The 9,012-nt window shown below is 47.2% G+C and carries 19 protein-coding genes; all 19 read right to left on the bottom strand.

The genetic code is table 11. The features are described from left to right. Window positions 1-717 (bottom strand): DNA-directed RNA polymerase subunit alpha (locus PGX78_RS04000; RefSeq protein ID WP_270445500.1); only part of this gene is annotated, 717 nt, incomplete at its 3' end. Between the two features lie 53 nt (window positions 718-770). Further along, window positions 771-1,163, bottom strand: a complete 393-nt coding sequence (gene rpsK / locus PGX78_RS04005; RefSeq protein WP_006943150.1) for a 30S ribosomal protein S11 — start codon at window positions 1,161-1,163, stop codon at window positions 771-773. A gap of 25 nt (window positions 1,164-1,188) precedes the next feature. Further along, window positions 1,189-1,557: a 30S ribosomal protein S13 gene (rpsM, locus tag PGX78_RS04010; protein ID WP_006943149.1), complete on the bottom strand. Its 369-nt coding sequence runs from the start codon at window positions 1,555-1,557 to the stop codon at window positions 1,189-1,191. Between the two features lie 22 nt (window positions 1,558-1,579). Then, window positions 1,580-1,693: a 50S ribosomal protein L36 gene (rpmJ, locus tag PGX78_RS04015; protein ID WP_006791131.1), complete on the bottom strand. Its 114-nt coding sequence runs from the start codon at window positions 1,691-1,693 to the stop codon at window positions 1,580-1,582. A gap of 19 nt (window positions 1,694-1,712) precedes the next feature. Beyond that, window positions 1,713-1,931: a translation initiation factor IF-1 gene (gene infA, locus PGX78_RS04020; protein WP_006791132.1), complete on the bottom strand. Its 219-nt coding sequence runs from the start codon at window positions 1,929-1,931 to the stop codon at window positions 1,713-1,715. A 3-nt stretch (window positions 1,932-1,934) separates the two neighbouring features. After that, window positions 1,935-2,204, bottom strand: a complete 270-nt coding sequence (locus PGX78_RS04025) for a hypothetical protein (RefSeq protein ID WP_006943147.1) — start codon at window positions 2,202-2,204, stop codon at window positions 1,935-1,937. Continuing rightward, a complete protein-coding gene (gene map, locus PGX78_RS04030) occupies window positions 2,204-2,953 on the bottom strand; it encodes a type I methionyl aminopeptidase (protein ID WP_270445502.1) in 750 nt (249 codons plus the stop codon). The genes PGX78_RS04025 and map overlap by 1 nt, the downstream gene beginning before the upstream one ends. Window position 2,954: 1 nt before the next feature. Then, complete coding sequence (locus tag PGX78_RS04035; protein ID WP_270445503.1) at window positions 2,955-3,605, bottom strand: adenylate kinase; 651 nt, start codon at window positions 3,603-3,605, stop codon at window positions 2,955-2,957. A 16-nt stretch (window positions 3,606-3,621) separates the two neighbouring features. Continuing rightward, complete coding sequence (gene secY / locus PGX78_RS04040; RefSeq protein ID WP_006943140.1) at window positions 3,622-4,884, bottom strand: preprotein translocase subunit SecY; 1,263 nt, start codon at window positions 4,882-4,884, stop codon at window positions 3,622-3,624. A gap of 1 nt (window position 4,885) precedes the next feature. After that, on the bottom strand, window positions 4,886-5,326 hold the full coding sequence (gene rplO / locus PGX78_RS04045; protein ID WP_040774541.1) for a 50S ribosomal protein L15: 441 nt from the start codon (window positions 5,324-5,326) through the stop codon (window positions 4,886-4,888). 20 nt (window positions 5,327-5,346) lie between these two features. Then, entirely contained in the window at window positions 5,347-5,526 is a 180-nt protein-coding gene (gene rpmD / locus PGX78_RS04050; RefSeq protein WP_006943136.1) for a 50S ribosomal protein L30, read from the bottom strand. A 17-nt stretch (window positions 5,527-5,543) separates the two neighbouring features. Continuing rightward, window positions 5,544-6,044, bottom strand: a complete 501-nt coding sequence (gene rpsE, locus PGX78_RS04055) for a 30S ribosomal protein S5 (RefSeq protein WP_006943135.1) — start codon at window positions 6,042-6,044, stop codon at window positions 5,544-5,546. 18 nt (window positions 6,045-6,062) lie between these two features. Beyond that, entirely contained in the window at window positions 6,063-6,422 is a 360-nt protein-coding gene (gene rplR / locus PGX78_RS04060) for a 50S ribosomal protein L18 (RefSeq protein ID WP_040774538.1), read from the bottom strand. A gap of 31 nt (window positions 6,423-6,453) precedes the next feature. Further along, the gene (gene rplF, locus PGX78_RS04065; RefSeq protein ID WP_040774535.1) at window positions 6,454-6,996 is read right to left on the bottom strand and encodes a 50S ribosomal protein L6; all 543 of its coding nucleotides are present in this window, start codon (window positions 6,994-6,996) and stop codon (window positions 6,454-6,456) included. 17 nt (window positions 6,997-7,013) lie between these two features. Continuing rightward, window positions 7,014-7,406: a 30S ribosomal protein S8 gene (rpsH, locus tag PGX78_RS04070; RefSeq protein WP_040774532.1), complete on the bottom strand. Its 393-nt coding sequence runs from the start codon at window positions 7,404-7,406 to the stop codon at window positions 7,014-7,016. 27 nt (window positions 7,407-7,433) lie between these two features. Continuing rightward, complete coding sequence (gene rpsN / locus PGX78_RS04075; protein ID WP_006943125.1) at window positions 7,434-7,703, bottom strand: 30S ribosomal protein S14; 270 nt, start codon at window positions 7,701-7,703, stop codon at window positions 7,434-7,436. Between the two features lie 17 nt (window positions 7,704-7,720). Next, window positions 7,721-8,263 carry a 50S ribosomal protein L5 gene (gene rplE / locus PGX78_RS04080; RefSeq protein ID WP_006943124.1) on the bottom strand — a complete coding sequence of 181 codons (543 nt, stop codon included), beginning with the start codon at window positions 8,261-8,263 and terminating at the stop codon, window positions 7,721-7,723. Between the two features lie 21 nt (window positions 8,264-8,284). Further along, the gene (rplX, locus tag PGX78_RS04085) at window positions 8,285-8,602 is read right to left on the bottom strand and encodes a 50S ribosomal protein L24 (RefSeq protein WP_006943119.1); all 318 of its coding nucleotides are present in this window, start codon (window positions 8,600-8,602) and stop codon (window positions 8,285-8,287) included. 18 nt (window positions 8,603-8,620) lie between these two features. Further along, window positions 8,621-8,989: a 50S ribosomal protein L14 gene (gene rplN, locus PGX78_RS04090; RefSeq protein WP_006943106.1), complete on the bottom strand. Its 369-nt coding sequence runs from the start codon at window positions 8,987-8,989 to the stop codon at window positions 8,621-8,623. Between the last annotated feature and the right edge of the window lie 23 nt (window positions 8,990-9,012).

Raw genomic sequence — 9,012 nt, forward strand, 5'->3', positions numbered from 1 at the left:
ACCTTGTTGCAAGTTTCGACCCGGAGCAGCCAGTTGTTTGATTTTTTCCAAGTAGGACGACAAAATGCTGGCCGATTCCGCCATAGCATCTTCTGCCGTAAGGCTGCCGTCCGTCAAAACTTCCATGGTCAACGAATCATAATCCATTTCGTTGCCTACCCGAACATTACCAACTTCATACTTAGCCCGCAAAATAGGGGAGAAAATAGAGTCGATAGGAATAACGCCGATGACGTCCGTATCCTTCTTGTTCTTCGTCGAGGGCACATAGCCCTTACCCCGTTCGATATGGCACTGCATACGAATATGCGCATCTTCATCGAGTGTCGCTATATGAAGGGTCGGGTTTAAAATTTCTATGTCTGAGTTTACGTTGAGGTCCGCTGCCGTAAAATCGCATTCTCCGGAGATATCTACAATAATATCCGCTTCCATCTGATCTTCCTTATGGAATTTCATTCGAACCTGTTTTAAGTTCAAAATGATTTCCGAAACATCTTCCCGTACGCCGGGGATGGTCGTAAATTCATGAAGAATACCGTCAATCTTAATGGACGTAATGGCTACGCCTTCCAATGACGATAAAAGAATGCGCCGTAAGCTGTTCCCCAAGGTGATTCCATAACCCCGATCAAGAGGTTTGCATACGAATTTTCCAAACGTTCCGTCTCCGTCAAGCATGTCGGATGTCACTTTAAAGATATTGTCATTACTCATTGTGGAAAATCCTCCCGTTCCAGAATCAAAATCAATCGCCTAAGGGCTATTGATTATACACGTCTCCGTTTAGGCGGGCGGCAACCGTTATGCGGAATAGGGGTAACGTCTTTAATGGAATTAACTTCTAATCCAGCTGCCTGCAATGCGCGAATTGCGGCTTCACGTCCGGAACCGGGGCCTTTTACGAATACTTCTACCTGACGAAGGCCGTGTTCCATAGCGGCTTTTGCAGCCTGTTCAGCAGCCATCTGTGCAGCAAAGGGAGTGCTTTTACGGGAACCGCGGAAACCGAGGCCGCCGGCACTTGCCCAAGAAAGAGCGTTGCCCTTTGTATCGCTGATCGTAACGATCGTATTATTGAATGTAGAACGGATATGAGCTGCACCGGATTCTACGTGCTTCTTTTCTTTTCTTTTGTTGCTTCTTACATTGTTCTTAGCCAAAATCGTGTCCCTCCTTACTTAAATATTATTTCTTCTTACCTGCAATCGCTTTTCTCGGACCTTTACGAGTACGAGCATTCGTCTTCGTGCGCTGACCGCGAAGGGGCAGACCCGAACGATGACGTTTGCCGCGATAGGAGTTTACTTCAATAAGGCGTTTAATGTTCAATGCCGTTTCACGACGGAGGTCGCCTTCAACCTTGTATTCTTCACCGATTGTTTCACGAATCTTCTGTACTTCGTCTTCCGTCAAATCGCGAACGCGTGTATCCGGATTGATACCCGTTTTAGCAAGAATTTCCTGGGAAGAGGAAAGACCGATACCGTAAATGTATGTTAAACCAATTTCAACTCGTTTGTCGCGCGGTAAATCCACGCCGGCTATACGTGCCATCTAATATTTCACCTCCGGACTATTAACCTTGTTTTTGTTTATGTTTCGGGTTTTCGCAAATAACCATTACACGGCCTTTGCGCTTAATGATTTTGCATTTATCGCAAATCTTTTTTACTGACGGTTTTACCTTCATATTTACCTCCTACGCAAAGTTACTTGAAGCGATATGTAATACGACCGCGACTCAAGTCATAGGGCGTAAGCTCCATGGTGACTCTGTCACCGGGCAGAATACGGATAAAATTCATACGCATCTTACCGGAAACGTGAGCCAAAATAATGTGGTCGTTTTCCAATTTTACCTTAAACATGGCGTTCGGTAAAGCTTCAACAACTACGCCTTCAACTTCAATAACATCTTCCTTCGACATGTATTAACCCTCCCCGGTCATGTTCCGTTGTCCTTTTTTTACCAGTTCACGTATGTGCAAGTCATCGCGACAGGCGTCGGGATTTGCACTCGGTCCCAAAGGCCGTAAGTGACGGCAGTTTTTCTTCTTGCAGTCGCTTTTCGGATATTTCCTTCCGTCGGCAACGTACACGTACGGCCCTTGAGCCGTACCGATAACCGCATACACCCTTCCTTTATCTTTACCTGCCAGACTGAGAACCGTCATTCCGACAGGAATACGAACCGTGTCCATTATGACGGTAAGGTCAGGATTTCCGGACCGTGATCGGTAATGGCAACGGTATGCTCAAAATGGGCGGCCGGTTTCTTGTCCTGCGTAATAACGGTCCAACCGTTATCAAGCTGGCGTACCTTTTCAGTACCCATGGCAATCATCGGTTCAATGGCCAAGACCATCCCTTCTTCCAAGACAATGCCGTGGCCCGGTCGACCGTAATTCGGTACTTCCGGGGCTTCATGCATATCCGTTCCGATACCGTGACCCACATAATCGCGGACCACTCCGTATCCGAACGATTCGGCATGAGCCTGAACGGCATGGCCGAGATCTCCCATGTGTTTGCCGGCTACAGCTTGTTCAATGCCCTTATACAGACATTCTTCCGTAACCTGTAATAACTTGAGAGTATCAGGCGCTACATCGCCGACAGGAATCGTAATCGTTGAATCACCGTGATAGCCGTCTTTGTTTACAACCAAATCGACGCTGATAATATCACCGTCGTGTAATTTTCTATGACCGGGAATACCGTGAACGACTTCTTCATTCACGCTGGCACAAATGGTCGCCGGGAATCCGTAGTATCCCTTACAGCTGGGAAAAGCACCCTGACTGCGAATATATTCTTCACAACGGCGGTCCATTTCTTGTGTCGTCACACCCGGCACGGCAAGTTCGCGCATGAGCATCAGTGCGTCTGCCGTAATTCTTCCGGCTGCACGAATATACTCAATTTCGCGGTTAGACTTTAAAATAATCATGTTACTTGCCCTTTTCAAGACTCGCTACAATGGCGTTGAAGACGGAATCCATATCCTGTTGACCGTCTACTTCGATATACAAATTTGAACTCTTATAGTAGTCGATCAACGGTTTGGTTTGTGCCGCATATACGGCAAGACGTTTCTTAACCGTTTCCATTTTGTCGTCATCGCGCTGATACAATTCGCCGCCGTCCTTATCACAAACGCCGTTTTCCTTAGGCGGTTTCGAAGTCAAGTGGTAGGTTGCACCGCAACTGCGGCAAATGAGTCGACCCGTCGTACGACGAACCAATTCTTCATCAGGAACGGCAATATTGATGACCCCGTCCAACTTAATACCGAGATCACGCAAGATAGCGTCAAGAGATACGGCCTGCGACGTCGTACGCGGGAATCCGTCAAGGATAAACCCTTTCTTGCAATCGTCTTTGGCTAATCGTTCTCTGACAATACCGATGGTAACGGCATCAGGAACTAACTGACCGTTATCCATATATTTTTTGGCTTCCAATCCCAAAGGTGTTTGTTCCTTAACTGCTGCACGGAACATATCGCCTGTGGAAATTTGAGGAATGCCGTACTTTTCAATCAATCGTTCGGCCTGTGTGCCTTTACCGGCACCCGGAGGGCCCATTAAGAGAATATACACTCAAACTGCCTCCTTATTATTTCACAAAGCCTTGGTACTGCTTATTGAGTACCAACGATTCGGCCTGTTTCATCGTATCGATGGCAACACCGACGACGATAAGCACTGCCGTACCGCCGAAGTAGACGCCTTGAATTCCCGTAATCCAACCGATAAAATTCGGTAAGATTGCTACAAAAGCGAGGAAAAAAGCACCTGCCAAGGTAATGCGTGTCATAATTCTGTCAATATACCGTGCTGTCGGTTCGCCCGGACGAATACCGGGAATAAACCCGCCATACTTCTGCATATTCTCCGTCATCTGCGGGATGTTCAAAGAAATAGCCGTATAGAAGTAGGTGAAGAAGATGATAAGCACGGCATAAGCCACCGTATTAGCCAACGTCCCCCAACCGAAGACCTGTGCCAGCCATTGAATCGTATCATTCTGAATGAACTGAGCAATCGTAATCGGGAACATCAACACCGATGAAGCGAAGATGATGGGAATAACGCCGGCCTGATTGACCTTTAACGGAATGTGCGTCGAATGACCGCCGTACATTTTACGGCCTACTACACGTTTCGCATACTGTACGTTTACACGTCTTTGCCCTTGAGTAACCTCAACGACGATGACGATCATGAACAGTGCGATTAAGGCAAACAGTGCCGCCTGGAAGATGTTAATCGTTCCTGCCTGCACGTATTGATACAGCGTATTTACGCCGTTCGGGAAGCGAGCCACGATACCGGCGAAAATAATCAGCGAAATACCGTTACCGATACCGCCTGCCGTAATCTGATCACCGAGCCACATGAGGAAGCACGTGCCTGCCGTAAGAATAACGGCAACCATAAGCACTGTCGTCCAGCTGTTATCAATTAGGGCATTGTTGACCTTCAAGGCATAACTCATGGCAAAGGCCTGAATAAAGCCGAGAAGAACCGTTCCGTAACGAGTAACTTTCTGAATTTTATCACGTCCGTCCTGATTGTCCTTGGACCACTGTTCAAAAGTGGGAACGACGGCCGTTAAAAGCTGCATAATAATTGACGCATTGATATACGGCGTAATACTCATTGCCAGTACGGAGAACTTGGAAAGAGCACCGCCTGAGAACAAGTCCAACAAGCCGAAGAGATTACCGCTGTTGAAGAGGCCTTCAATAGCCGCTGCATCAACGCCCGGCACGGGAATGTGCACCCCGAGCCTGAAAATAATAAACATGATTAAGGTGAATACTGCACGTTTACGGAATTCGGGAACGTTCAGAACGTTCTGAATACTTTCTAACACCTTAAATCACCTCTACTTTACCACCGGCTGCTTCGATTTTCTGCTGTGCAGACTTGGTAAAGCCCTGAGCTACGACGGTAAGTTTTCTTTCCAATTCACCGTTACCCAGGATACGAACGCCGTCGCGGACATTTTTCAAAATGCCGGCTTCAACGAGAGCGACCGGATCAACCGTCGTTCCGTCTTCAAAGCGATTCAATGTTGCTACGTTAACTTCCGCATATTCCTTGCCCCAAACATTTTTGAAACCGCGCTTCGGAAGTAAACGATACAAAGGCATCTGGCCGCCTTCAAACCCCGGACGTACACCGCCGCCGCTACGGGAATTCTGACCTTTCATACCTTTACCGGCCGTTTTGCCGTTACCGGAACCGATACCGCGACCTACACGATTGCGTTTCTTCTTGGAACCGGGGATAATGCTCATTTCATGAAGTTTCAATTCAGCGCACCTCCTTTGTATTAGATTTCTTCTACTTTAATCAAGTGCTGTACTTTATGAAGCATGCCCTTAATTTGAGGCGTAGCTTCTTTGACAACGCTGGAGTTCGTTTTATGCAAGCCGAGAGCCGTAACGGTCGCACGCTGATCCTGCGGACGGCCGGCCAAGCTGCGGACGAGCGTAACTTTAACTTGTGCCATTATGTGTACCCTCCTTATTAACCGTAAATTTCTTCTACAGTCTTACCGCGGAGTTCTGCCACTTCTTTAACGTCCTTCAACTGGCTCAAGCCTTCGATTGTTGCACGAACCATGTTGTTGGGGTTGGAAGAACCGAGGGACTTGGTGAGGATATTACGTACACCGACCAATTCCAGAACGGCACGAACGGGGCCGCCTGCAATAACGCCGGTACCTTCTGCAGCGGGTTTCAACATAACCTTACCTGCACCGAAGACACCCGTCGTTTTATACGGAATGGAACCGTTTTTAAGATTTACTGTAACCAAATGTTTTTTCGCATCTTCAACACCCTTGCGAATAGCTTCGGGAACTTCGCCGGCTTTACCTAATCCTGCGCCTACACGACCGTTGCCGTCACCGACAACTACCAACGCACTGAAGGAAAAACGGCGGCCGCCCTTAACTACTTTAGCAACGCGGTTGATGAATACGACGTTTTCTTGTAACTCAAGACCTGTATGGTCAACTTTTGCCATGTGTTGTTTCCTCCCTGATTAGAATTTCAAGCCTGCTTCGCGTGCCGCGTCGGCCAACGCTGCTACACGACCGTGATAGACATACCCGCCGCGGTCGAATACAACCGTCGTAATGCCTTTGGCAACGGCACGTTCCGCAACCAATTTACCGACCAGTGCCGCACCTGCTTTATTACCGCCGCTAGCCTGGCCCTTCAATTCTTTGTCCAAGGTGCTGGCGGATACCAATGTTTCACCCTTAACATCGTCAATTACTTGAGCGTAAATATTGTTAAGGCTACGGAATACGTTCAAACGCGGGCGTTCCGCCGTCCCGTTTATATGCTTACGTAAACGCCAATGACGTTTTACGCGAATCGCATTTTTACTGGATTTCAAGGAATTCACTCCTTTCTATAGTAACGAATTATTATTTCTTCGTACCGGCTTTACCGGCTTTACGACGTACATGTTCACCTGCATAACGAATACCCTTGCCCTTATACGGTTCAGGTAAACGATAACCGCGAATCTTCGCTGCAAATTCACCGACATGTTCGTTATTGGCACCGGATACTACGATCTGCGTAGCACTGGGGCATTCAACCTTAACGCCTTCGGGAACATCAAGTTCAAGCGGATGCGAGAAACCGAGTGTAAGAGCCAACTTATTGCCCTTCATTTGTGCTCTGTAGCCGACGCCGACAATTTCAAGATTCTTCGTGAAACCTTCGGTTACGCCTGTTACCATATTGGCAACGAGAGCTCTCGTAAGACCGTGAAGTGCACGGTGATTTTTTTCTTCAGACGGACGTTCTACTGTAATAACGTTGTCCTGTACTGTAACTTTCATATCCTGGTGGAGCGTACGGGTCAGTTCACCTTTCGGTCCTTTGACGGAAATAACGGGACCGTCAATTTTAACCGTTACGCCTGCCGGGATATCAATAGGCATTCTACCTACTCGTGACATATCGACACCTCCAAAATTTACCAGACGTAGGCGATAACTTCGCCGCCCAGACCTAATTTACGAGCCGTTTTGTCGCTCATTACGCCTTGAGACGTAGAGATTACGGCAATCCCCAAACCGCCGAGTACACGCGGAAGTTCTTCCTTCTTAGCATAAACTCGTAAACCGGGTTTGGAAATTCTTTTAATGCCGCTGATTACTTTTTCTTTATTGGAACCGTATTTCAACGTAACTTTAAGAGTTTTACCGTTGTTAACGGATTCAAAATTCTTAACAAAGCCTTCTTCTTTCAAGATGTTAAGCACTGCAGCTTTAACTGTAGAAGCAGGCATTTCCACCTTTTCGTGATATGCCGAATTGGCATTACGGATGCGTGTAAGCATATCCGCAATCGGATCGGACATTGACATGTGTAAAAACCTCCCTTCGTCTCTATCTTACCAGCTGGCTTTACGAACGCCAGGAATTTGACCTTTATACGCCAAGTCACGGAACGTAATACGACTAATGCCGAATTTACGCATGTAGCCATGGGGGCGACCCGTTACTTTGCAACGATTGTGCAGACGTACGGGAGATGCGTTTGCCGGTAACTGGGAAAGTGCTTCGTAGTCGCCTTTAGCCTTTAATTCAGCACGGAGTGCCGCATATTTGGCTACCATTTTTTCGCGTTTCTTTTCGCGTTCAAGCATCGACTTCTTTGCCATCTATGATTTCCTCCTTATTATTGCTTTTCAAAAGGCATGCCCATTAACGTCAACATGTCGCGACCTTCTTCGTCGGTCTTAGCTGTCGTTACAATTGTAATATCCATGCCGCGAGCTTTATCGATCTTGTCATATTCGATTTCCGGGAAAATCAGCTGTTCTTTCAAGCCGAGCGTATAGTTGCCGCGGCCGTCAAAACCCGTTGCGCTGATACCGTGGAAGTCACGTACACGGGGCAATGCCAAGTTCATCAATTTATCGAGGAATTCATACATCCGTTCGCCGCGAAGCGTGACTTTGCAACCCAAATTCATGCCTTCACGAACTTTGAATGCAGCAATGGATTTCTTTGCTTTCGTAATGATAGGCTTCTGGCCGGAGATAATTGTCATATCGCCGACTGCTGCGTCCAACGCTTTGGAGTTCGTAACAGCTTCGCCTACTGCCATGTTGATAACGACCTTAGTTACCTTCGGAAGTTCCATGACATTCTTGTAGTTGTATTTTTCCTGTAATCCTTTCACTACTTCGGAAAGGTATTTGTCTTTTAATCTGGACACTCTCAAGGCCCTCCCTTCTTATTAGATAGCTTTGCCGCTCTTTACGGCCGTACGTACCTTCGTTCCGTCCGCCTGCGTAACCGTTTTTACGCGAGTCGGTTTGCCGCTTTCCGGATCGACGAGCATAACGTTGGAAACGTGAATGGGAGCTTCCTTCGTAATAATACCGCCTTGAGGATTGTTCTGACTCGGTTTCGTATGGCGTTTTACTTGGTTCAGGCCTTCTACGACAACGCGGTCTTTTTTCGGGTATGCCGCAATGACCTTGCCTTGTTTGCCCTTATCTTTACCTGCGATGATAACTACCGTATCACCGGTTTTAACGTGCATTTTTCCCATATTAGAACACCTCCTCCGTTATAATACTTCCGGAGCCAAGGAGATGATCTTCATGAAATCTTTTTCACGCAACTCTCTGGCAACCGGCCCGAATATACGAGTACCCTTAGGGCTTTTATCTGCATTGATTACGACTGCTGCATTTTCATCGAAGCGAATGTACGAACCGTCGGCACGACGTAATCCTTTTTTCGAACGAACTATAACAGCCTTGACAACGTCGCCTTTCTTGACAACGCCTCCGGGTGTTGCATCTTTAACAGTCGCAGTGATGATATCACCGATATTACCGTATTTGCGATACGAGCCACCCATGACCTGGATGCACAAAACTTTTTTGGCACCGGTGTTATCGGCAACATTCAACATCGTTTCTTGCTGAATCATGGCTTAACCTCCTAATTAATCGA

The sequence above is a fragment of the Megasphaera sp. AF13-6AC genome (genome assembly GCF_027685385.1).
GTDB lineage: Bacteria > Bacillota > Negativicutes > Veillonellales > Megasphaeraceae > Megasphaera > Megasphaera micronuciformis.